The sequence below is a fragment of the Microbacterium sp. P5_B6 genome (genome assembly GCF_056400345.1).
Genome location: NZ_JBFULL010000008.1, coordinates 114402 through 137814 on the forward strand (window position 1 = coordinate 114402; position 23413 = coordinate 137814).

General features: G+C 68.6%; 17 protein-coding genes. 12 read left to right on the forward strand and 5 right to left on the reverse strand.

The annotated features are described in order from the left end of the window. Window positions 1-33 precede the first annotated feature (33 nt). A complete protein-coding gene (locus AC1DP3_RS12875; protein WP_477293858.1) occupies window positions 34-1368 on the reverse strand; it encodes an extracellular solute-binding protein in 1335 nt (444 codons plus the stop codon). 95 nt (window positions 1369-1463) lie between these two features. Continuing rightward, window positions 1464-2666 (reverse strand): ROK family transcriptional regulator, encoded by a 1203-nt coding sequence (locus AC1DP3_RS12880; protein WP_477293860.1) that lies wholly within the window; start codon window positions 2664-2666, stop codon window positions 1464-1466. Window positions 2667-2816: 150 nt separating this feature from the next. Here AC1DP3_RS12880 and AC1DP3_RS12885 point away from each other — a divergent pair, with 150 nt between their 5' ends. The 4 genes from AC1DP3_RS12885 (at window position 2817) to AC1DP3_RS12900 (ending at window position 7888) form a co-directional block, all read left to right on the forward strand. Beyond that, a complete protein-coding gene (locus AC1DP3_RS12885; RefSeq protein ID WP_477293861.1) occupies window positions 2817-3281 on the forward strand; it encodes a hypothetical protein in 465 nt (154 codons plus the stop codon). A gap of 89 nt (window positions 3282-3370) precedes the next feature. Continuing rightward, on the forward strand, window positions 3371-4855 hold the full coding sequence (locus tag AC1DP3_RS12890; protein WP_477293863.1) for a L,D-transpeptidase family protein: 1485 nt from the start codon (window positions 3371-3373) through the stop codon (window positions 4853-4855). Window positions 4856-5121: 266 nt separating this feature from the next. Next, window positions 5122-6090 carry an acetylxylan esterase gene (locus tag AC1DP3_RS12895; RefSeq protein ID WP_477293864.1) on the forward strand — a complete coding sequence of 323 codons (969 nt, stop codon included), beginning with the start codon at window positions 5122-5124 and terminating at the stop codon, window positions 6088-6090. Then, window positions 6083-7888, forward strand: a complete 1806-nt coding sequence (locus AC1DP3_RS12900; protein WP_477293866.1) for an ABC transporter ATP-binding protein — start codon at window positions 6083-6085, stop codon at window positions 7886-7888. The genes AC1DP3_RS12895 and AC1DP3_RS12900 overlap by 8 nt, the downstream gene beginning before the upstream one ends. 37 nt (window positions 7889-7925) lie before the next feature. On the opposite strand, the gene AC1DP3_RS12905 is transcribed toward AC1DP3_RS12900, so the two are convergent. Next, a complete protein-coding gene (locus AC1DP3_RS12905) occupies window positions 7926-10064 on the reverse strand; it encodes an alpha-galactosidase (RefSeq protein WP_477293867.1) in 2139 nt (712 codons plus the stop codon). Then, window positions 10061-11083, reverse strand: coding sequence for a LacI family DNA-binding transcriptional regulator (locus AC1DP3_RS12910; RefSeq protein ID WP_477293869.1), 1023 nt, complete (start codon window positions 11081-11083; stop codon window positions 10061-10063). The genes AC1DP3_RS12905 and AC1DP3_RS12910 overlap by 4 nt, the downstream gene beginning before the upstream one ends. A gap of 293 nt (window positions 11084-11376) precedes the next feature. Between AC1DP3_RS12910 and AC1DP3_RS12915 the strand changes: the two genes are divergently transcribed. From AC1DP3_RS12915 to AC1DP3_RS12940, 6 genes are read left to right on the forward strand one after another with little or no spacing between them, the layout of a single operon-like run. Beyond that, entirely contained in the window at window positions 11377-12690 is a 1314-nt protein-coding gene (locus tag AC1DP3_RS12915) for an ABC transporter substrate-binding protein (protein ID WP_477293870.1), read from the forward strand. 19 nt (window positions 12691-12709) lie between these two features. Beyond that, complete coding sequence (locus tag AC1DP3_RS12920; protein WP_477293872.1) at window positions 12710-13708, forward strand: carbohydrate ABC transporter permease; 999 nt, start codon at window positions 12710-12712, stop codon at window positions 13706-13708. Further along, entirely contained in the window at window positions 13705-14586 is an 882-nt protein-coding gene (locus AC1DP3_RS12925; protein ID WP_477293874.1) for a carbohydrate ABC transporter permease, read from the forward strand. The genes AC1DP3_RS12920 and AC1DP3_RS12925 overlap by 4 nt, the downstream gene beginning before the upstream one ends. Continuing rightward, the gene (locus tag AC1DP3_RS12930) at window positions 14583-17072 is read left to right on the forward strand and encodes a glycoside hydrolase family 2 protein (RefSeq protein WP_477293876.1); all 2490 of its coding nucleotides are present in this window, start codon (window positions 14583-14585) and stop codon (window positions 17070-17072) included. The genes AC1DP3_RS12925 and AC1DP3_RS12930 overlap by 4 nt, the downstream gene beginning before the upstream one ends. Beyond that, window positions 17069-18025 (forward strand): glycoside hydrolase family 113, encoded by a 957-nt coding sequence (locus AC1DP3_RS12935; RefSeq protein WP_477293878.1) that lies wholly within the window; start codon window positions 17069-17071, stop codon window positions 18023-18025. Before AC1DP3_RS12930 ends, AC1DP3_RS12935 begins: the two co-directional genes overlap by 4 nt. Beyond that, window positions 18022-18951, forward strand: a complete 930-nt coding sequence (locus AC1DP3_RS12940) for an N-acetylglucosamine kinase (protein ID WP_477293880.1) — start codon at window positions 18022-18024, stop codon at window positions 18949-18951. The genes AC1DP3_RS12935 and AC1DP3_RS12940 overlap by 4 nt, the downstream gene beginning before the upstream one ends. 271 nt (window positions 18952-19222) lie before the next feature. On the opposite strand, the gene AC1DP3_RS12945 is transcribed toward AC1DP3_RS12940, so the two are convergent. Then, window positions 19223-21451 (reverse strand): NADP-dependent isocitrate dehydrogenase, encoded by a 2229-nt coding sequence (locus tag AC1DP3_RS12945; RefSeq protein ID WP_477293881.1) that lies wholly within the window; start codon window positions 21449-21451, stop codon window positions 19223-19225. A gap of 133 nt (window positions 21452-21584) precedes the next feature. Between AC1DP3_RS12945 and AC1DP3_RS12950 the strand changes: the two genes are divergently transcribed. Both AC1DP3_RS12950 and AC1DP3_RS12955 read left to right on the forward strand, forming a co-directional pair. Continuing rightward, window positions 21585-22037, forward strand: coding sequence for a GNAT family N-acetyltransferase (locus AC1DP3_RS12950; RefSeq protein WP_477293883.1), 453 nt, complete (start codon window positions 21585-21587; stop codon window positions 22035-22037). Window positions 22038-22369: 332 nt separating this feature from the next. After that, window positions 22370-23212, forward strand: coding sequence for an endonuclease domain-containing protein (locus AC1DP3_RS12955; RefSeq protein WP_477293885.1), 843 nt, complete (start codon window positions 22370-22372; stop codon window positions 23210-23212). Window positions 23213-23413: the final 201 nt, after the last annotated feature.

The following is a 23413-nucleotide window of genomic DNA, read 5'->3' on the forward strand; positions in this document are numbered from 1 at the left end:
CGGAGGCGTCGCCTCCGGACCCGGAGCGGGAGATCAGCCGTTGATGATGGCGTCGATCTTCTGGTCGTACTCCTTCGCGAGGGCGTTGATGTCGCCACCCGCAGCCACCTTGCCGAAGAACTCCTCGAGGATCTTCTGACCCTCGACCGCAGCCCAGCCGGGCGCCGCGGGGGTGAGCTTCGAGTTCAGCGCGGAGTCGATCAGCGCCTTCGCGAACTGGTCGTCGCCGAGCGAGCTGACCTGGGTCGTGTTGGCCGGCCCGAGGCCGTTCTGGCCGAGCATCTGCTGGTACTCGTCGGAGAAGATGATGCGCATCAGCTCCTTGGCGCCGGCCTGGTTCTTGCTCTTGGCCGAGATGCCGATGTTCGAGCCACCGGCGAACACCGGCGCGGCCTCGCCGGCCGTCGTGCCGGGCAGCGGGAAGACGCCGAACGTGTCGTCGTTCCACTCGCGCACCTCGACGGTGGTGCCGTCGTCCTTGGTCTTGTCGCCCGTGTAGTCGCCGATCGACCAGTGCGCCCAGCCCGGCGCGATGATCGTCGCGGCGGTCGGCGGGGCACCCGTCTTGTCGTTGTTGATGTTGACCCACGGGGTGCTGTCGGCCTCGGTGACCGGAGCCGTCGATGCGTTCACGAAGAGATCCTGGAACTGCTCGAGACCCTTGATGCTGTTCGGGTCCGAGAGGGTCGAGACCCAGGTGTCGCCGTCCTTCTTCGCGAGCTCTCCGCCGTTGGCGAAGACCCACGAGATGCCGTTGCGCCAGTCCTGGCCGCCGATGTAGAAGCCTGCCTGATCGTCGGTCTTCAGGGACTTCACATCGCTGTTGAACTCGTCGAGCGTGGTCGGCGCCGACAGGCCTGCGGCATCCCAGATGTCCTTGCGGTAGGTGATGTAGCGCGAGCCGAAGTAATACGGAAGCGCGTATTCCTTGCCGTCGACCGAACCGACGTCGACGAACGACTGCAGGAGGTCCTTGCCGCCGAGGTCGTCGTAGATGCTGCTGAGGTCGCTGAACGCACCCGCCGTCGTGAACGTCGGCGCCCAGGTGTTGCCGATCTCGGTCACGTCCGGGGTGTTGTTCGCGTCGGGGAGCTGGTTCGCGAGCTTCGTGAGCGCGTCGCCCCAGCTCTGCTCCTCGATCGTCAGGGTGCCGCCGGTGGCGGACTTGTACTCCGTGACGAGGTAGTCGCGCAGCTCCGGCGGGGTGTCGCCGCCCATGACCCAGAAGGTGATGTTCTGGTTCTTGGCGCCATCGGGGTCGAATCCGGAGGGCGCGGCGCTCGCCTCGCCGCCGGCGCCGCCCGAGCAGCCCGCGAGCACCAATGCCGCGGCGCCCAGGAAGGCGAAGGCTCCCAGCTTCTTGTTCATGGTGTCTTCCTTCGTTTCTGGTGATTCGATGGGCCTGGTGGCCCATCCGGGGGGATTGTTGGTCCGGGCCGAACCCGGGAGCAGGACGAGCTGTACTACGACACCCCGAGTTGTCCCGACAGGACCATGACGGCTGCACCGCGCAGGACGATGTCCTGGCCCTGCTCCGTCATCCGCACGCGCACGCCGTCGTGGTATTCGGCGAGCGTCCGCGCGCGGAGGGTCTCGACGGTCGCTTCCGCGAGGGGTCCGCCGAGAAGTTCAGTGGGACCGGAGAGGACGATCTCCGAGACGTCGAGCACGCCGACGATCGGTGCGAGGGCGATGCCGAGGCGCTCCCCCGCATCGCGCAGGATGCCGTCGCGGTCGGAGTCCGGCGCCCCGGCGAGCCGGGCGGTCAGCGCAGGCACCGCGAGCCAGGCTTCGAGGCATCCGACCTTGCCGCAGACGCACACGGGGCCGCCGTCCGTTCCGATGGTGACGTGACCGATCTCGCCTGCGGCGAAGTGGGCGCCGCGCATCGGCTGACCCGAGGCCAGCAGACCCGAACCGACACCGCGCCCGACCTTCACGAGCAGCACGTCGTCGCCGGCGCCGCCGAAGGTGTACTCGGCGAGGACGGCCGCATTGGCGTCGTTCGCGACGAGCACGGGCACCCCGAGGGCCTCACGCAGGGCGCTTTCGAGATCGAACCCTGCCCAGCCGAGGTTGGGGGCGGTCAGGATGACGCCCTGCTCGTTCACGATGCCGGGGGTCCCGACGCCGATGCCCAGGACAGGAGCGTGCGCGTCGGCCACGAGTCCGCGGGCGAGCGAGACGACAGCCTCGACCACGTCCTGCGCCCCGGCGGGAACCGGAAGGCTCGCGCGGGCCACGATGTCTCCGTCGAGGGTCAGCACCGCGCCGATGAACGCCTCGCTGCCAGACAGATCCAGGCCCACGATCCGGTGCCCGTCCCTGTCGAGATCGACGAGCATGGCCGGCTTGCCGGGGCCGGATGCCTCACGGACGCCCCTTTCGGCGACGAAGCCGTCTGCGATCAGGTCGGCGACCAGGTCCGAGATCGTCACCCGGGTGAGGCCGGTCTCGCGGGCGAGATCCGCTCGCGACATCGCACCCTGGTGGAAGAGCGTCTGGAGTACGAGCGAGCGGTTGTGACCGCGAGCGTGCTCAGGAAGCACCTTTCCGCCCTGGCGGAGAGCCCGTCCCGGGCCGAACGCGCGGGAGTTCCCGGTTCCGGGATGAGGGTGCGGCGACTCGATGGTGGAAGAGCCGCGCTGCACTTCCGATGCAGACATGTTTGTTAGTACACCGTACAAACAAACATGTCGCAACCGCAGAGGCGGATTTGGATGGGACATTTACAAACTTGTTACATTCGCTCCGACCCGCCCACCACTCCCCCGATCGCGCTCCTCGCCATAGGCTGTGGCACGGGAGGCCCACCCATGAACCGCCGCATCACCGCACTCGCCATCGTCGTCGTCGCCACCGTGTTCGGACTGACCGCCTGCACCGCCTTTCCGACGCCGTCACCGACCGCAAGTCGCACGGCTGAGGCCTCGAAGACTCCGGATGCCGAGGGGCAGAGCGTCGCCGAAGCATGCGCGCTCGTACAGGACACCATCGAGCAGGCGTCGAAGGACTTCCAGGACGCGGCCCAGGATGATCCGGCAGCAGTGGTGGAGGCGATGAAGACGGCGGCCGCCGAGCTCGGCGATGCCGCAGACCAGATCACCAACGAGGATGTGGCCGCTGTGCTCCCCGGCGTGCAGGAGATGTTCGACACCACAGCGGGGATCCTCCAGGACATCGTCGAGGGCGATGTGTCGGCGATCGGCAAGCTCGCAACCATCGGCGAGACGTTCCAGGAGACCGTGCAGCAGTTCGAGGATCTCTGCGCTCCAGAGTGACGGAGAGCGTCGTGATACGACCGTAGCCGCGGCGAAATGTGCTTTCCCGTACCATGAGAGTCAAGGTTTCGGGAGCCGGGGGTGATGGCATGACCGATTTGGCCGCCAGGCCGGACGCTGATGCGTCCTCGCCAGACGACGACACGGTCGTCCTGAGCTCAGCTGCAGAGACGGCGGAAGAACCCGCCTACGAATGGGCCGAGGCGCAGCCCGCCGGCAAGAAGCGGCGTCTCTGGCTCTGGATCGGCATCCCGGTCGCTGTCGTCGCCGCGGGCATGGGATCGGCATCCCTCGTTCTCATCGCCCCGGGAACCGCCATCGCGGGCGTGGATGTGGGCGGCCTCACGCCGGGTGCGGCAGCTGAGGCGGTCGAAGAGGGGCTCGCGTCCACGACGCTCGTCCTCACGACCGCAGACGGCGAAGCGCAGCTGACCGGCTCCGAGCTCGGCGCGTCCCTGGACGCGAAGGCCCTCGTCGATTCCGCGTTCGCCGAGCGACCTGCCTGGAATGTCGGAGCCTGGTTCAGCGACCCGGTCGACGCGCCGGTCGCGCTGGACGCGGCCACCGCTGTGTCGGCTCTGCGTGCGGCGCTGCCGGCGATGTACATCGAACCCGTGAATGCCTCCATCGCCTTCGACCCCGCGAGCGCCACCTATGTCGTGACGCCCGCGGTGGACGGACAGGGTGTCGACATCGACGCCGTGCAGTCCAGCCTCACCGCCGCGTTCGCCGAGGGCGACACCACGAGCGAGGTCACCCCCGTGGCGGCCGCCGTCCCTGCTGAGGGAACCACCGCCATCGCTGACCAGAGCGCCTCGCTTCTCAACGGCATGCTCGACTCGGCCGGCTTCTACGTCGGGTCCGAGCGCACCGTACCGGTCGACCGGGCGACGCTCGCGTCCTGGCTGACTGTCGCTCCCACCGAGGAGGGCACGTTCGACATCAGTGCCGACGCCGGCGCGATCCAGGCCGCCGTGGATGGGCTTCCCGCCGCCGTCGATCGCGCTGCCGTCAACTCGACGACGATCGTCAACCAGTCGGGGAAGGTGCTGAGCACCCCCACCGAAGGCGTCGTCGGCCGCCAGCTCGAGACCACGGACGGCATCGCGAACGCCTACGCCGAGCAGCTCGCGAGCGGGAACGCCGTCTACACGCTGCCCGTGAAGGAAGTGGCGTTCACCACCACGAGTCTCGCGCGCCTGCTCGAAGTCGACCTCAGCGAGCAGCGCCTCTACGTCAAGGAGAACGGCGCGGTGGTCGACTCCTGGCCCATCTCCAGCGGCCTTCCCAACACACCCACCTACACGGGCCACTACACGATCGGCTACAAGACGGCCGTCCAGACGATGAACGGCTTCAACCGCGACGCCGCGGGCAACGTCACGGGCACGTACTCCACCCCGAACGTCCGGTGGCCGATGTACTTCAACGGGGGTCAGGCGTTCCACGGCGTCTACTGGCACAATGCCTTCGGCACCCAGCGGAGCCACGGCTGCGTCGGCATGCCGGAGTCGCGCGCGAAGCAGATCTACGATTGGGCGCCCCGCGGCGTCGACGTATGGATTCACTCCTGAGAGCTGCACCCGGACAGTCGTAGGACACGGTGAGAGCCGCACGGGCGCGGGCCGCCCGCGATGGGCGCACGGTCCCCGCTATCTGCGCGCCAGCGCTCTGAGCGCTCCACGCAACGGCCGGAGTCACTCCCGGACACGACCGGACACCGGCATCCGGCGCGGTTTGCACCGGCCCCGGCCCAGTGCCTATCGTGGCGATGCGACCGGTCGACGGTGCGCTCGATGGCCGGCGGGCGCCGGCATCCCACTCCCCCAGAAGGACTGCCGTGCCCCGTTTGGACCTGCCCCTCGCCGAACTCCAGTCGTACTCCCCCGCCCTGCCCGAGCCGGAGGACTTCGACGCCTTCTGGGCAGACACGCTCGCGCAGTCGCGGGCGGCCGGCGGCGACGTCCTCGTGGCTCCGATCGACACGCCCCTCGAGACGATCGAGGCCTTCGACGTGACGTTCCCCGGGTTCGCCGGCGATCCCGTGAAGGCGTGGCTGCTGCTGCCCGCCGGGGCCGAGGGCCCGCTCCCGGCGGTCGTGGAGTACAACGGCTACGGCGGCGGCCGGGGCCTCCCCTTCGAGCGGCTCGGCTGGGCCTCGGCAGGCTTCGCGTATCTCTTCATGGACACCCGAGGACAGGGCTCCATGTGGGGATCGGGCGGGGGCACCCCCGATCCACACGGCACCGGTCCGTCCTCCAGCGGGTTCATGACGCGCGGCATCGAGGATCCCGCGGACTACTACTACCGTCGGGTCTTCACGGATGCCGTGCGCGCGGTCGACGCCGTGCGCACGCTCGCACAGGTCGACGCCTCACGGGTGTCGGTCGTCGGAGCCAGCCAGGGCGGGGGCATCGCGCTGGCGGCCGGCGCGCTGTGCGATGACCTCGTCGCCGTACTCCCCGACGTGCCGTTCCTCTGCGACTTCCCGCGCGCGGTCGGGTTCACCGATCGCGATCCGTACCAGGAGATCGTGCGGTATCTGTCGGTGCACCGCGGGGCGGACGAACGGGTCCACCGCACCCTCTCGTACTTCGACGGCGCCACCATGGCCACTCGCGCGACGGCGCCGGCGCTGTTCTCCGTCGCCCTCATGGACCCGATCTGCCCTCCGTCCACCGTCTTCGCGGCGTTCAACCGCTACGCGGGCGCCGACAAGCACATCGAGGTGTACACCCACAACGAGCACGAGGGCGGTCAGGCGTACCAGTGGGCCGAGCAGGTCGGGTTCGTGAAGGCCCGTGTCTGACGCGCGCACCGGCTGGGTGTCGGGGGTCGACCACGAGGCCGCCCTCACGAAGAGCATCACCGCGCGGCATCCGCTGCGGTCCCTCTTCCGACTGCTGAGACCGCACCGGCGAGGCATGATCATCGCGGTCATCGCCTTCGTCGTGAAGGACAGCCCGGTCTGGGTGCTTCCCCCGGTGACGGCGGCCATCATCGACATCGTCGTGGGGGGCGGACCGCTGGAGCGCATCTGGCTCTGGGGCGCCATCGCGGCGCTGCTGCTCGCACTGAACTACCCGTTCAGCATGATCGTGATCCGGCTCACGAGCGACGCCACCCGATCGCTCGCCTATTCGGTCCGGTCGGGCCTCGCGGCGCGGATGCAGCGCCTGTCGCTCGGCTTCCACAACCGGCAGAGCGCGTCGATCGTGCAGACGAAGATCGTCCGGGATGTCGAGAACCTCGAGCTCATGCTCGCCCAGCTCTTCCCGACCGTCGTGTCGGCCGCGGCGACCCTGGTGGGCGCGCTCGTCGTCACCGCCCTCCGCGTGCCGCAGTTCGTCGTCGTCTTCGCGCTGGCGATCCCGCTCGCCGCCTCGCTCATCGTCTACATCCGGCGGCGGGCCGCGACGCGCAACGAGGTGTTCCGGCGCGAAGTCGAGCAGCTCTCGGCGCAGGTCAACGAGATGGCGACGCTCCTTCCGCTGACCCGGGGCCACGCCCTCGAGGACGTCGCGACCGCGCGGGTGGCGGAGCGCGCCGACTCGGTGCGCCGCGCCGGGGGCGACCTCGACGTCCTCAACGGACGCTTCGGCGCCATCTCGTGGATCGCCTACCAGCTGCTAGGGCTCGGATGCCTCGTCGGAGCGGCGGCCGCGTCGATCACCGGGGTCATCCCGATCAGCGCCGGCGAGGTCGTCCTGGTCTCCACGTACTTCACCATCCTGACGAACGCCATCGTCATGCTGCTGGGCGCCGCCCCCGTGCTCGCCCGCGGCATGGACGCCATGCGCTCGATCGCCGACGTCGCCGAAGAGCTCGATGTCGAGGACAACACCGGCAAGGCCAGGCTCGAGAGGATCAGAGGCGACATCTCCCTCCGAGACCTCACGGTGACCTATCCCGACCCGGACAGCGACGGCCGCCCCGCGCTCGACGCGATCTCGCTCGAGATCCGCTCCGGCGAGACGGTCGCCTTCGTCGGCGCGTCGGGGTCGGGCAAGTCGACGATCCTCAACGTGATCCTCGGTTTCATCCGCCCGTCCTCCGGAGCGGTGCTGGTGGACGGGCACGACCTCGCCACGCTGCACCTGCGGGCCCTCCGCCGGCACGTGTCGATCGTCCCCCAGGAGACCGTGCTGCTCGCCGGCACCGTTCGGCAGAACGTCACTTACGGCGCCGGCCACATCCCGGACGACGTGATCATGGAGGCGCTCGCATCGGCGAACGCCCTCGACATCGTGGAGGGGTCGTCGCAGGGCCTCGACACGATGGTCGGCGAGCGCGGCTCGCGTCTCTCAGGGGGTCAGCGACAGCGGCTCGCGATCGCTCGGGCCCTCGTCCGCGACCCTCGCATCCTCGTGCTCGACGAGGCGACCAGCGCTCTGGACCCCCGTTCCGAAGCCACCGTGACCGAAGCCCTCGACCGCGCCAGGCGGGGTCGCACGACGCTGATCGTCGCGCACCGGCTGTCGACCGTCCGGGGCGCCGACCGGATCGTCGTCATCGATCACGGCCGTGTCATCGAGCAGGGCACCCACGCCGAGCTCATCGCCGCCGGCGGCGCCTACTCGCGACTCGTGCTGCTCCAGGCCGGGTGAGGAGCGCCGCCGGACACCTGGTCCGGCGGCACCGGCCTCAATCCAGCGCGGTCACGTGGAGGACGAACGCCTGCACAGGCCACAGGGTCGGCATCTGCAGCCCGACCTCCGCGAGCAGGCGTCCGGGCAGCTCGATCGCGCCGTCGGTGTACCACTCCGGTGCGATCCACCCGTACTCTGCATCGCCGATCTCACGGCGCACCCGCACCCGGTAGCGGCGGGCGGGGTCGAGCCACGGCATCCGGAGCCGCTCCGCACGCGCATCCTCGAGACTCGCCACCGTGGCCACCACGAACACCGAGGCGTCGGGGGTCACGAATCCGGTCACCCGCCACGCGGGGTCGCGGAGGTCGGGGTGCACGACGGCGCCGGTGTGGACGACGGACCGCAGCTCCCGGTAGAGCTCACCGAACCGCTGGATCGTCGCGGTCTCCTCCGCGTCGCACAACAGGATGTCCCATTCAAAGCCCGCCGAGCCCAACAGGCTGGTCGCCATCCGGTACGAGAGGGCGGTGGTGCGTCCCGAGCTGTGCGACGTGGTGGGGCCGACGTGCGCGCCGACGAGTTCGGGGGGCAGCAGCAGCCCCGTCCAGCGCTGGATGTCCTGCCGCTCGACCGGGTCGTTCGAATCGCTCGCCCAGACCCGATCGCAGACCTCGAGGATGCCGAGGTCCGTCCGCGCGCCGCCGCTCGAGCAGGACTCGATCTCGAGGGCCGGATGCCGGTGCTTCAGCTCGGCGATGAGCCGGTACACCGCGATCATCTGCAGGTGCCCGCCCGGGCGTCCGTCGTGCGTCGACTCGACCAGGTCGCGGTTGTGGTCCCACTTGATGAAGTCCACGCCCACCTCGCGGACGACGGCGTCGAGCTGCCCGAGGACGTGAGCATAGGCATCCGGGTTCGCAAGATCGAGGACGTACTGCGTGCGCCACGACAGCTCGGCGTCGTGGTCGAGATGACCGGGGTCGTGCAGCAGCCACTCGGGGTGGGAGCGCGCGACATCGGAGTCGAGCGAGATCATCTCGGGCTCGAACCACAGGCCGAACTGCATGCCCAGGTCGTGCACGCGCGCGGCGAGGGGCACGAGCCCGCCGGGCCACACCTCGCTGTCGACGACCCAGTCGCCCAGGCTCGTCGTGTCGTCGCGGCGCCCCTGGAACCAGCCGTCATCGAGCACGAAGCGCTCGATGCCGACGTCGGCCGCACGCTCGGCGAGCTGCAGGAGCCGGGCCTCGTCGTGGTCGAAGTAGACCGCCTCCCACGTGTTCAGCACCAGAGGCCGTGGGGATGACGGATGCTGCGCCCGCCCTCGCATCCAGGTGTGGGTGCGCGCGGCGAGACCGTCCAGGCCCGCCCCGCTGAACACGAACGCGACCCGCGGCGCCGCATACTCCTGGCCGGGGGCGAGCACCATCTCACCAGGGCGGAGGAGCTCGCCCGCCCCGATGAGGGTCACCGCGTCGGTCACCCGGTCGACGCGGTACGTGACGTCGGACGACCAGGCCGCGTGCGCCGCCCACAGCCGGCCGCTCCCCCACAGCGGCGGTCGCTCGGAGGCGATGATGACGGTCGGAGCATCGTGCCCGGGGCGGCCTCGTCGCGACTGGCGGACCGTCGAGCCTGCCGGCATCCCGGTCGTGACGGGTCGCTTCTCGCGGGTCCACCGTCCGTCGAACGTGGTCAGCGTGTCCGTCGTGGTCGGCGCGGGCAGCGCGGACTCGAGCCACTCGACCTCGACGGGCGCGGCATCCGGCTCACCGTCGTGGCGCAGTCGCTGCTCGACCCACGCGACGCCGCCCGCCTCGATCGCCACGCGGATCGTGAGGATGAGACCGGATGCCGCATCCCGCGCGTGCACCTCGATGGAGTCGACGGTGGCGGTGCGGTCGGTCTCGACCCACCGCGCGTGGTGGAGCACACCGGCACGTCGCAGCTGCATGCCTGGGCGGCCGCTCCAGCCGTCGCCTTCCGCCGGCGAGAGCGACACCTGCCAGGCCGCGTCGAGCGTTCCCGCCGGCGATTGGCGACTCAGTCCCTTGGCCAGCTCCACGGCATCGGCTTCGGACACTTCGCCGAGTGCCGCACCCCAGTGCAGGACACGTGGCAGCCCGCGCGCGCGGTGCTCGAGGAGGACGGACACATCCCCGGACCGAAGATGGACGTGCTCCGTGGTCATTCGCTCTCCTCTCGCGGCACGCGCTCGCCCGTGCCGCGCTCGACGATCCAGGTCGGCAGCTCGATCTGCCGGGTGAAGCCGGAGGGGTCGGCGATCCGCTCGATGGCGAGCATCGCCGCTCGACGTCCGAGCTCGACCGGGTCGTACGAGACGACGGATACACCGAGCACATCCGCGGTGTCGAAGTCGTCGAACCCGATGAGCGCCGTGCGATCGTCGTCATGACGGTCGCGGAGCACGCGAAGCGCGCCGACGGTGACGCGGTTGTTGCCGGTGATGATCGCCGTCGGGGCGTCGGACTGAGACAGGAGATCTTCGACGATGCCGTCCGGGCGGACGCTCAGATCGTCCAGGAGCCGCTCCCACCGAGCGCTGTCGTGAATGCCGTACGCGGCGAGCGCGTCGCGGTAGCCGCGCAGTCGCTCGGACTGCGTGTACACCGATGCCGGATTGCACACGTAGCCGATCCGGCGGTGCCCCCGCGCGAGCAGCCGGGTGGTGGCGTCGTACACCCCGCGGTGGTTCTCCAGCACGATCGAATCGGCGACGAGGTTGCGAGCCGGTCGGTCGATGGCGATGACGGGGGTGCCGAGGTGGCGCTCGCCCTCGAGATAGGACTGGTCCTCGGCAACCGGAATGAGCAGCAGCGCTCCGACGCGCTGCGCGAGCAGGGCATCCGCCACCCGCTCCTCGCCCTCGGCGGTGTCGTCCGTCGTCGCGACCAGGAGGGCGAAGCCGTTGGCCGCCAGCTCCTTCTCCATCCCCGCGGCCACCTTGTAGTAGAAGGGGTTGCCGAGCTCGCCCATGATGAAGCCGAAGGTCTTCGTCGAGCCGCCCCGGCGGAGGCTGCGCGCAAGCGTGTTCGGCCGGAACCGAAGCCTCTTGGCGGCCGCCAGCACGCGCTCGACAGTCTCGGGTGCGACCAGCTCTCGGTTGGCGAAGACACGCGACACCGTCTTCGAACTCACTCCCGCCAGCCGCGCGACATCGTCGAGCGTCGCACGATTCTGCACCGTCATCGGTCTGCTTCCTCCCTTGGAATGCCGCCAGCCTAGCACCGGAACGCAGAATGTCGACGATGGACATTTTCGAGACATATGGCGTCTTGGCATCCCCATTGCGGCAGAAATAGACCCGGTCAAGCTCATTTATTTTGGCCGATATTGCGATCGGACACCAGGAGACAGCGTTGACATTTTCCGCTTGCGAAGCCCTCAACCGCATGCCTACTCTTCAGTTGCGACAAACCCGCGCGACGATGCGGCGGACCCCCGCATCCGGAGTTCAAGGGTGAACCGACAAGGAGAGACACATGGCAAGGAAGGCATTCGCCGCCGTCGCGCTGACCGTGACCGCGGGCATCATGCTCAGCGGCTGCGCAGGCGCGTCGGGCGACAGCGCTGACAACACGATCGACGGCGAGGTGAAGGGAGACGTCAAGGTCGTCACCTGGCGCACGGATCTGATCAGCGACGGCACGTTCGACAAGTACGCAGCCGAGTTCAACAAGAAGTACCCCGACGTGAAGGTGACCTTCGAGGGGATCACCGACTATTCCGGCGAGATGCTCACCCGGATGAGCACCAACAACTTCGGCGACGTCATCGGCATCCCGGCGATTCAGCCCGACCAGTACGAGCAGTTCCTCGAGCCTCTCGGCGACACCTCGGACTTCACCGACACCTACCGGTTCCTGCCTGCCGCCAGCTACGACGGCACTCAGTACGGCATCGCCTTCGGCGGAAACGCGAACGGCGTCGTCTACAACAAGAAGGTCTGGGCGGAGGCCGGCATCACGTCGCTGCCGACGAGCGAGGACGAGTGGCTCGACGACCTGCAGAAGGTCAAGGACAACACCGACGCCATCCCGCTCTACACCAACTACAAGGACGGCTGGCCGCTCACGCAGAGCTTCGGCAACCTCGGCGTMATCACCGACGACGCGGACGCCCCCATCACCATGGCGCACGATGAGGCGCCGTGGACGGAGGGCACCGACGTCTACGCGATCGACTCGCTCCTGTACGACTCCGTCGCTGCAGGACTGACCGAGGACGACCCGCTGACGACGAACTGGGAGCAGTCCAAGGTCGATCTCGCCACCGGCAAGATCGGGACCATGACCCTCGGATCGTGGGCGATCTCGCAGATGCAGGCGGCCGCTGAGGACAACGGCGGATCGGCCGACGACATCGGCTACATGGCCTTCCCGGCCAACGTCGACGGCACGCAGTACGCCGTCATCGGCGGGGACTACAACCTCGCCGTCAGCAAGTTCTCCAAGGCCAAGGCAGCCGCCTGGGCATGGATCCAGTGGGTTGTGGCCGACTCGGGCTACACCGAGACGCAGGGCATGATCTCGCCCCTCAAGGACAAGGAGCTGCCGACCAACCTGTCCGACTTCTCCGACGCGGGAGTCGAGCTGATGGAGATCAACCCGGCGCCGGCCGGCGAGGAGAGCCTGCTCGCCGACACCGCCAACGAGTCGAAGGTCGACCTCTACGGCCCGCTGTATCGCCAGAAGCTCGTCGACATCGCCCGCGGCGCAGCCGACGGCGACAAGGACAGCTACTTCGCCGAGCTCAACGACCAGTGGGGCGCGGCCGTCACGAAGCTCGCGGGCTGACGGAGAGGACGGCAGGCATATGTCCATCACATCCCCAGGTGGGGCTCCAGCCGGAGCACCTGCCGTCCTGTCCCCGGCGGTTCAGTCTCGCCGGCTCCGTGGAGCGATCCAAGGAGCCGGCGGGCCCCGGCCGCTCGTCACACGTCGCCGCGGCAGAGTGCTCGGCGGCCTCACCCCGTGGCTCTTCCTCGGCGCGGCCGTGGGCCTGCTGCTGGTCTTCACCTACTGGCCCGCGATCAACCTCGTCTACTTCAGCCTCACGGACTGGGACGGGATCGACCGCACGAAGAACCTCGTAGGGCTCGAGAACTACGTCGAGGTCTTCACCGACCCGAAGATCTTCAGCGTCTTCTTCGTGAGCCTCTACTACTTCCTCGCGTCGTTCGTGCAGATGGCGATCGCGCTCTACTTCGCCGTGATCCTGAGCTTCGCGACACGCTTCTCGAACCTCTTCCGGGGCATCCTGTTCTTCCCCTACCTCATCAACGGCGTGGCGATCGGCTTCGTCTTCCTCTACCTCTTCCAGCCGGGCGGCACCCTCGACACGGTGCTGTCGTGGTTCGGCGTGAGCGACCCGCCGCAGTGGCTCGGCGACCCGGCGATCGTCAACTGGTCGCTCTCCGCGACCTCGGTCTGGCGCTACACCGGCATGAACTTCGTGCTGTTCCTCGGCGCGATCCAGTCGCTTCCTCACGAGCTGTACGAGGCCGCCGACCTCGATGGGGCCAGCAAGTGGCAGCAGTTCTGGGCGATCATCTTCCCCGGCATCCGGCGCGTGATCGGCCTGTCCTTCATCCTCGCCATCGCAGGGAGCCTGTCGGTGTTCGAGATCCCCTTCATCATGACCGGCGGCGCGAACGGCTCGGCGACGTTCGTCATCCAGACGCTGCAGACCGCGTTCAGCTACCGACAGGTCGGACTCGCCTCCGCGATGGCCGTCGTGCTGCTGCTCATCGTGCTGGTCATCACCTGGATCCAGCGAAAACTGTTCCCCGACGAGAAGGTTGACCTCACATGACCGCCACGATGGCACCGCCGCGCAATGCCGCGCGCAACGGCCTGACGATGGGGATGCGGGCGCGCTCGATGAGCGCGCAGACCGCGAAGTACACGAGCCTCATCGTCGCCTCGATCCTGACGCTCCTCCCACTGACCGTGCTGCTGTTCGCGAGCTTCAAGACGAGCCAGGAGTACGGCACGACCGGGCCGTTCGCACCTCCGTCGAGCTGGCTGAACTTCGACAACTTCGTCACGGCGTTCACGAGCGGCAAGATGCTCGAGGGATTCGTCAACACGACCATCGTGCTGGTGGTCTCTCTGGCCGGCACCGTGCTGATCGGGACGATGGCCGCCTATGCCCTCGACCGGTTCAACTTCCGCGGCAAGAAGCTCGTGATGGCGCTGTTCCTCGTCGCCACGCTGATTCCGAGCGTCACGAGCCAGGTGGCCACCTTCCAGCTGATCAACGGCCTGGGGCTGTATGACACGAAGGCCGCCCTCATCCTGCTGTTCATGGGCACCGACGTCATCGCCCTGTACCTCTTCATCCAGTTCATGCAGTCGATCCCGGTCTCGCTCGACGAGGCCGCGATGATCGACGGGGCGAACCGCTGGACGATCTACTGGCGCATCGTCCTTCCGCTCCTGAAGCCCGCCATCGCCACCGTCATGATCATCAAGGGCATCGCGGTCTACAACGAGTTCTACGCCCCCTTCCTCTATCTGCCCAGTGAGGGCATGATCTCCACCTCGCTGTTCCGGTTCAAAGGACCGTTCGGCGCCCAATGGGAGGTCATCGCCGCCGGCACGATCATCGTCATCGTCCCGACCCTCATCGCCTTCCTTCTCCTGCAGCGGTGGATCTACCGCGGCCTGACCTCCGGAGCCGTCAAGTGACTTCGACCATCCCCGCCCGCAGCGCGCTCCTGAGCAGACCGATCGATACCGGCTGGCAGCTCACCGCCGCTTCCGGCCCTGCCCCGCAGGCGATCGCCGACGCGGTGGTTCCTGCCACCGTGCCGGGCTGCGTCCACACCGATCTGCTCGACGCCGGGCTCATCCCCGACCCGTACCTCGACGACAACGAGTCGCTCCTCGCCTGGATCGGCCTGGTGGACTGGACGTACCGCACGTCGTTCGAGTGGTCGCCGGAGGGCGCGGACCGCGTCGACCTCGCCTTCGCGAGCCTCGACACGGTGGCGCGCGTGACACTCAACGGCGCCGTCCTGGGCGAGACCGCCAACCAGCACCGTTCGTACCGGTTCGATGTGACCGACGTGCTCATCGACGGCGCCAACGAGCTCGAAGTCGCCTTCCACTCCCCCGTCAAATACGCCAACGCGCAGAGCGTGGCATTGGGCGCGCGCCAACGCCCCTACCCGCTCCCGTACGACGCGATCCGCAAGTCGGCCTGCAACTTCGGGTGGGACTGGGGCATCGCGACGTATACGAGTGGCATCGTCGGACCTGTCCGGCTCGAAAGCTGGTCGCTGGCACGGCTCGCCCAGGTGCGCGTCACCGCGCGGGTCACCGGCGAGGGCTCTGGCGCGATCGACGTGGTCGCCGACCTCGAGCGCACGGGCGATGCCGCGCTCGCGCTCCGCGTGACGGCCGGCGGCGCGACGGCGATCGTCGAGACAGGCGGAGCAGCGGCATCCGTCACCCTCGACCTGGACGATGTCGAGCTGTGGTGGCCCGTCGGCTATGGCGCGCAGCCCCTCACGGACGTGCGGGTCGAGCTCGTCGAGGGCGAGCGGGTGCTCGACTCCGCGTCGCGCCGTGTCGGGTTCCGGACGGTCCGCTGGGACACGCAGCCGGATGCCGCTGGCACGCCGTTCACGCTGGTCGTCAACGACCAGCCGGTCTTCGTGAAGGGCGCCAACTGGATCCCCGACGACGCGCTGCCGGTGCGCGTCACGCGCGACCGGCTGCGCCGCCGATTCGAGCAGGCGCTCGATGCCAACCTCAATCTCATCCGCGTGTGGGGCGGAGGCCTGTACGAGTCCGACGACTTCTACGAGCTGTGCGACGAACTCGGCCTGCTCGCGTGGCAGGACTTCCTCTTCGCCTGCGCGGCGTACGCCGAGGAGGAGCCGCTGCGCTCCGAGATCGAGGCCGAGGCTCGCGAGAACGTCGTGCGGCTCTCGCACCACGCGTCGCTCGTGCTGCTCACGGGCAACAACGAGAACCTTTGGGGCTACGAGGACTGGGGGTGGAAGGAGCGGCTCGACGGCAAGACGTGGGGGGCGTACTACTACTACGACCTCTTCCCGCGGATCATCGGCGAGCTCGCACCGCACGTGCCGTACGCCCCGGGGAGTCCCTACAGTCCCGGCGCCGGCTGGGATGGCGAGCGCCAGACGGGCCCGCACCCCAACGACGAGCAGCACGGCTCGATGCACCTGTGGGAGCAGTGGAACCGCCGCGACTGGGCGACGTATCGCGAGCACCGGCCCCGCTTCGTCGCCGAGTTCGGATGGCAGGGCCCGCCCGCGTGGAGCACGCTCGTGCGCTCGGTCAGCGATGACCCGCTCACACCCGAGTCGCCCGGCATGATCGTCCACCAGAAGGCGATGGAGGGCAACGTCAAGCTCACCGGCGGCCTGGTCCCCCATTTCCGCGTGCCGGAAGACATGGAGACGTGGCACTGGGCGATGCAACTGAACCAGGCGATCGCCGTGCGCACTGCCCTCGAGCACTTCCGCTCGTGGGCGCCGCACACCCAGGGCGCCATCGTGTGGCAGCTCAACGACTGCTGGCCCGTCACCTCGTGGGCTGCGATCGACGGCGACGAGCGTCCGAAGCCGCTTTTCTACGGGTTGCGCCGCGCCTTCGCGCCGAGGCTCGTCACGATCCAGCCGCGTGACGGAGGCCTGGCCGCGGTCGTGTCCAATGACACGGCCGAGGCGTGGTCGGCAGCACTGCGCGTGCGCCGGCTCGCCTTCGACGGGACAGTGCTGGCCGAAACGGATGCCGCGCTCGACGTGGCCGCGCGTAGCACCGCGTCGATCGCTCTCCAGGATGAGCTGGCGTCGCCCGGCAACGCGTCCAGCGAACTGCTGGTGGCCGAGGCGAACGGCGTGCGCGGCGAGTGGTTCTTCGCCGAGCCACGCGACTCCGCACTCGCCGCAGCCGAGGTCGATGTCCAGAGCGCCGCCGTCAGCGACGGAACGCTGGTCACCGTCACCGCACGCACGCTGGTGCGCGACCTCACGATCCTCGCCGACAAGCTCGACCTCTCCGCGGTGGCGGCGGACGGGCTCGTGACACTGCTGCCGGGCGAGAGCTCCAGCATCCTGATCCGGCATGCCGGAAAGCTCGACCTCCAACGGCTGACGGCACCCGAGGTTCTGCGCAGCGCCAATCAGCTGGTGGTCCGGTGAGCGCACTCGCCGACCCCGTCTGCGGCATGACGTGGGGATGGGTCGGCACACGAGGAACCTGGGCGACGCCCGAGGCGACAGCATCCATGGCGGCGATGGCCGACCATGCGGTCACCTGGACCGCTCTGGCCTATTCGGCTCTGCAGGCGACGCCGTTCAGCACCGAGATCCCGTTCGATGAGGCGCCGACGGTGACCGACGACGAGATCGCGTGGGCCATCCGCGAGGCGAAGGGACTCGGGCTGAAGGTGTGCCTGAAGCCCGTCGTCAACTGCGCGGACGGCACCTGGCGGGCGCACATCGGCTTCTTCGACCGGGATGTGCCGGGCGAGCCGACGTGGGCCGAGTGGTTCGCCTCGTACCGGCTGTTCCTGTTGCACGCCGCCTCGATCGCGGAGGCGGAGGGCTGCGAGATGCTGTGCATCGGGTGCGAGATGGTGCGCGCCGACGCCCGCGAGGAGGAGTGGCGCCGCCTCATCGCGGAGATCCGTGGGGTCTACTCCGGGCTGGTGACCTACAACTGCGACAAGTACCAGGAGGACCGCCTCACCTGGTGGGATGCTGTCGACGTCATCTCGTCGAGCGGCTACTACCCGGCAGGCACTTGGGAAGAGCACCTCGACCGCATCGAGGCGGTGGTCCAGGCATCCGGCAAGCCGTTCTTCTTCATGGAGGCGGGCTGCCCGAGCCGCACCGGATCGGCGGCACGACCCAACGACTGGACGCTCCAGGGCGAACCATCCGGTGACGAGCAGCTGCGGTACTACCGCGAGATGTTCGACGCCTGCGCGCGCCGGCCATGGATGCAGGGCTTCATGCTGTGGGACTGGCCGGCGAGCCTCTACGGGCCCGAGGATGCGGCCGTGAACGACGAATATTGCCCTTACGGCAAGCCCGCGGGAACCTATCTCCGCGAGGCCTATCAGGCCATGAGCATGGGGGAACTGCGATGACATCAGCGCGTGTGCTCGCGATCGACGCGGGCCAGACGGGCATGAAGGTCCGTCTCGCAGGACCGGGCGAGCGGCAGGATGTCGTCTTCCGGGGCATCGACACGCACGAGCCGCTGCTCCCCCAGCTCGCCCACGTCGTACGGGCCGCGATCGATCGCACCGGCGCCTCGCCGGAGATCGTGACGGCCGGGATCTCGGGGCTCACGGATCGCGATGCCGACGCCGGGCGGCTGCTGTCGCTCGTGCGCGACACCGGCGTGCGGGGCGCCTCGCTCGCCCACGACTCGACGACGTCGTTCCTCGGCGCGCTCGGGGACGCACGAGGCGCGGTCGTCGCGGCGGGCACCGGAGTCGTGACCCTCGCCGTCGGGCAGGACGCCGTCTCGCGCATCGACGGCTGGGGCTACATCATGGGCGACGCGGGCAGCGGGTACTGGATCGGGCGCGAAGCCCTCGACGCCGTCATGCGCGCCTACGACGGGCGCGGGCCTGCCACCGCACTCGCCGATCCCGTCCGCGAGCGCTGGCCCGACCTCTCCGAGGCCTACATCGACCTGCAGGCCGCCGAGGACCGCGTCCAGATCGTCGCGTCGTTCGCCGCGGTCGTGGCGCGGCTGGCGGTGGAGGGGGATGCTGTCGCCCAGGCGATCACCGACCGCGCAGCCGGCGAGCTGGCACTCAGCGTGACGACCGCGCTCCGCCGGGTGGGCCATGGCGAGGAGCGCGCCGCGGTGTGCGCGATCGGGGGCGTCTTCCGCTCGACGCGGCTGCAGGAGTCGTTCACCACGGCACTCACCGAGGGCGGCACGCGGGCCGATGTCGCGGTCGTCGAACCGCTCGGCGAAGGCATCGACGGGGCTCTCGCGCTCGCCGATCTTCCGGCCGAGCATCCGCTTTCCTCCGCCGTGCATCGGGCAGTCGCCTGAGGAGGGCCCGGCGGGTGGTGCCGTGAGGAGATCGGACGCCGCGCGGGCAGAAGAGCCGCGCGGGGAGAAGCGAAAGGGGCGACGGATGCCGCAGCATCCGTCGCCCCTTCGTCAGTGTTCGATCAGCTCCGCTGGCCGGCCGGTTTCGACTAGTCCGCCGCTTCGCGCCGGACGCTCAACGACCTCCTGGGCGCTCAGCTCCGCTGAGCGCCTCGTTTCGACAGGTCCGCCGCTTCGCGCCGGACGCTCAACGACCGGGCTTCCTGGCCGCTCAGCTCCGCTGAGCGCCCAGGGTCGCGATGATCCCGTTGAAGGTCGCCGAAGGACGCATCACGCCCTCGACAGCCAGCGGGTCGGGACGGTAGTAGCCGCCGATGTCGACCGGCGTTCCCTGCACGGCGAGGAGCTCCTCGACGATCTGCTGCTCGTTCGAGGCAAGCGCCTCGGCCACCGGCGCGAAGGCCGACGCGAGCTCGGGGTCGGACTGCTGCGCTGCCAGCTCCTGCACCCAGTAGAGGGCCAGGTAGAAGTGGCTGCCGCGGTTGTCGATCGTGCCGAGCGCACGGCCGGGCGACTTGTCGTTCTCGAGGAACGTGCCGGTGGCGGCATCCAGCGTGTCGGCCAGCACCTGCGCCTTGACGTTGCCGGTGAAGTCCGCGAAGTGCTCGAGCGAGGCGGCGAGCGCGAAGAACTCGCCGAGCGAGTCCCAGCGCAGGTAGTCCTGCTCGACGAGCTGCTGCACGTGCTTGGGCGCCGAACCGCCGGCACCCGTCTCGAAGAGACCGCCGCCCGCGAGGAGCGGCACGATGCTGAGCATTTTCGCGGACGTGCCGACCTCGAGGATCGGGAAGAGGTCGGTGTTGTAGTCGCGCAGCACATTGCCCGTCACCGAGATGGTGTCTTCGCCCTTGCGCAGGCGATCGAGCGAGTACTGCGTCGCCGCCGCCGGAGCGAGGATCTCGATCGTCAGGCCCTCGGTGTCGTGGTCCGCAAGGTAGGTCTTCACCTTCGTGATGAGCTCCGCGTCGTGCGCGCGGGTCTCGTCGAGCCAGAAGACAGCGGGAGTGGCGCTCGCCCGGGCACGCGAGACGGCGAGCTTCACCCAGTCGCGGATGGCGACATCCTTGGTCTGCGTCGCGCGCCAGATGTCGCCCGCCTGCACGTCGTGCTCGAGCAGCACGTCGCCGGAGGCGCTGCGCACCTGCACGACGCCTGCGGCCGCGATCTCGAACGTCTTGTCGTGGCTGCCGTACTCCTCAGCCGCCTGGGCCATGAGCCCCACGTTCGGAACCGTGCCGATGGTGGCCGGGTCGAGCGGACCGTGGGCGTTGACGTCCTCGATGACCGTCTGGAAGACGCTCGCATACGAGGAGTCGGGGATGACGGCGAGGGTGTCGTCCTCGCCGCCGTCGACGCCCCACAGCTTGCCGCCGTTGCGGATAAGCGCAGGCATCGAGGCATCCACGATGACGTCGGACGGGACGTGCAGGTTCGTGAGGCCCTTGTCGGAGTTCGTGTACGAGAGGCGAGGGCCCCGCTCGAGATCGGCGGTGATCGCGGCCCGGATCTCGTCGCCGCCCTCGACCGACGAGAGCCCCGCGAGGATGGCGCCGAGGCCGTCGTTGGGGGTCAGGCCTGCCTCGGCGATCTTGTCGCCGTACTTCTCGAAGATGTCTGAGAAGTAGGCCTTCACGACGTGGCCGAAGATGATCGGGTCGCTGACCTTCATCATGGTCGCCTTGAGGTGCACCGAATAGAGCACGTCTTCGGCCGCGGCATCCTTCAGGGTCTGCGCGAGGAAGGCGTCGAGCGCGGCGGCCGAGAGGAACGTCGCGTCGATGATCTCGCCCGGCAGGACCTTCAGCCCGGTCTTGAGCTCAGTGACCGTGCCCTCGGCGGTGATGTGCTGGATCGTGAGGACGTCGTCTCCCGAGGAGACGAACGACTTCTCATTCGTGCGGAAGTCGTCGTGCCCCATGGTGGCGACGCGGGTCTTCGACCCCTCCGGGAAGGGCTTGTTGCGGTGCGGGTGCTTGCGCGCGTAGTTCTTGACGGAGAGGGGTGCGCGCCGGTCGCTGTTGCCCTCGCGGAGGACCGGGTTCACCGCGGATCCCTTGATGCGGTCGTAGCGCGCGCGCACGTCCTTGTCTTCGAGCGACTCGGCATCGTCCGGGTAGTCGGGGATGTCGAAGCCCTGGCTCTTCAGCTCGGCGATCGCGCCCTTCAGCTGCGGGATCGAGGCCGAGATGTTGGGAAGCTTGATGATGTTCGCCTCGGGCAGCGTCGCGAGGCCGCCGAGCTCTGCGAGTGCATCGCCGACCTGCTGCTCGGGTGTGAGGTTCTGCGGGAACGCCGCGAGAATCCGGCCGGCCAGCGAGATGTCGCGGATCTCGACCTCCACTCCCGCCTGACCCGTGACGGCCTGCACGATGGGCAGGAATGACGCGGTCGCGAGCGCCGGAGCCTCGTCGGTGTACGTGTAGATGATGGAGTCGGTCACGTGTTCCGTCTTTCGTTCTGGGGGCGGAATCCAGCCTATCCCACCGGCAAAAGTATCTTGACATCAAGATACTTTGTGTCACACTGTTTTCTCCGTGTGCGGGATGCCGGTGATCCGGGCTAGCCTGTGCGTTATGGGTGACCTGCGACTTGTGGAACTGTCCGCGACGACGATCGTGGCGGTCAACAATCTGTCGCTGAAGCCCGGCCAGGAGCAGTTCCTGGCTCCTGTGTCGTATGCGGTGGCCGGCACTGTGGCGAACCCCGCGACCGCGTGGCAGCGCGTCGTGCTCGACAACGACGAGGTCGTCGGCTTCGTGAGCGCCAACTTCGACCTCGATGCCACACAGGACCACTTCCGCTCGGTGCTGTGGCGCATCAACGTCGACGCCGACGACCAGGGTCGCGGCGTCGGCCGCTTCGCCGTGCAGAAGCTCCTCGAAGAGGCGCGCAATCGCGGCATGGACCACGTCGACGTCATCTACGAGGCGGGCGAGGGCGGCCCCCAGGCGTTCTTCGACCGCGTGGGCTTCACGCCGGTCGGCGAGACCGAGTACGGCGAGGTCATCGCCGAGATCCGCCTCTAGCTTCGGCTTCCCGCCGTTGTGATCGGCCCGGTTCCCGGCGTATCTGGCGGTTTCGCTGTGAGCGGCTTGATGCTTTCGAGCGGGATCGGGCGACGGCAGCCCGTCGGAGAATTCGCGCTTCGTCGGATGCTTACCTCAAAATCCTCCGACATTCGGCGCTTGGGCCGACGTGAGTGCCGCGATCGCGGCGGCCCCTCCTCGCTGGCCGAACGCCCCGTGGTGCGCTGCCGCTGAGCGAACTTCCTTCCTCCCCAGCCGCGGAGAGAGTTCGCCATCCCCCAGTCAACGCTGCCGGGGCACCGTGATGAGGTGACCTTTGAGAAGGTCGCGAGATGGACTTGCATCAGTGGCTCCTGCTGCGCGGCGGAATCGCGCATCGTGAAGAAGCCGAGGCGGCCGGCTATCGGCGTGGCGTGCGGCAGCGGGAAATCGCCTCGGGTCGGATCCGACGCATTCGTCGCGCATGGCTTGCGGTCGATCAGGCGCCTGACGCCCTTATCGCGGCTGCAGAGATCGGCGGCCGCCTCACCTGCGTGTCGCTCGCCCGTCACAGGAACTGGTGGATGCCGGAGAACGTCGACGCGCGCCATCATGTGTCGCTCGACCCGAACGGGCGCTCACCAGGTCGCCCTGAGAATACGCATCTGCATTGGCGTCGTGCGATCGCTCCCGGGCCCGCGCTCGGGCTCATGGACTCGCCCGAGACCGCTCTCCACAACATCGCGGACTGCCTCCCACGAGAATCGGCGCTCGTCGTATGGGAGTCCGCGATTCGCATTGAGGGACTCTCCGTGGACGCACTGCGTCGCGTGCGATGGACTTCTATCGCAGCACGGGAATGCGCGCAGACGGTGAACGGGTTGAGCGACTCGGGACTGGAGACACTCGTCGTCGTGAGGCTCACTCCTTGGGGCCTCCGCATCCGCCAGCAGATCGTCATCGCAGGCCACCGCGTCGATGTGCTTCTCGGGGAGCGGCTCGTCGTGCAGATCGACGGGTTCGCGCATCACTCGGCTGCCGCCCAACGCGGACGCGACGTTGCGCACGACGCCGAACTGCGTCTTCGCGGCTTCACCGTCTTGCGTTTCACCTATGCGCAGGTGGTCCACGACTGGCCAGCGGTCGAGAGAACCATCGCGCGCGCCCTCGCGACGGGAGCCCACCGGGCCGTCTGATCGAGGTAGGATGCTATAGCTTTTCGTCGGAACAATCGAGCCGACGGCGGACGAGCGTCGGAAAATCGGGCGTTCGTCGGAACAGTCGCGCCGAATCCTCCGACAAAGGTCAGCATCTCCGACCGCGATGCCGGAAACGGCTGGCCGACGGCCCGGCTCCGCGGGGCGCCCCCTCCCCTCAGCGCCCTTCGGAAAGCAGAC